Below are 433 nucleotides of genomic sequence, written 5' to 3' on the forward strand. Positions count from 1 at the left end.
CGGTTATCCGGCCACATGCTGAGGGTGCTGTCCGGGTGCAGCTCCGGGTCGGGCAGGCGGTTACCTGCCGGGTCTGTGGCATACGGGATGCGGATATCCAGATTCGCTGCGGTGGTGTGAACGCCGGTCAGCCTGCCGGTGGTGCTGTAGCTGTAACTCCGGGTCTGGCGCGGGCTGCTGATGCGGATGAGTTCGCCGTTGTCGTTCCAGGTGTAATCGCGGTCAGACAGCAGGCTGTTCAGGTGCTGGCTCTGTAACTGCCCGGCAGGGGTATAAGCGGTGGTGAGTTCATAACGGCCGAAGCTGCGCAGCGTTTCCCGGTGCAGGCGGTCGCGGGTGTACTCCACCAGCGGTGTGTCGCCGAGTTTCATGCCTGCCAGGTAACCGCTGCCGTAGGTCAGCCATTCCACGGCGGGCAGGCTGTCCGGTATAC

At 64.0% G+C, this 433-nt stretch carries 1 pseudogene; it reads right to left on the reverse strand.

Annotation, left to right across the window (positions count from 1 at the left end):
- A pseudogene (locus tag NBZ85_RS31890) lies at positions 1 to 433 on the reverse strand (hypothetical protein); the annotation flags it as partial.

The sequence above is a fragment of the Frankia tisae genome, from assembly GCF_025403405.1.
Taxonomy (GTDB): Bacteria; Actinomycetota; Actinomycetes; order Frankiales; family Frankiaceae; genus Frankia; species Frankia tisai.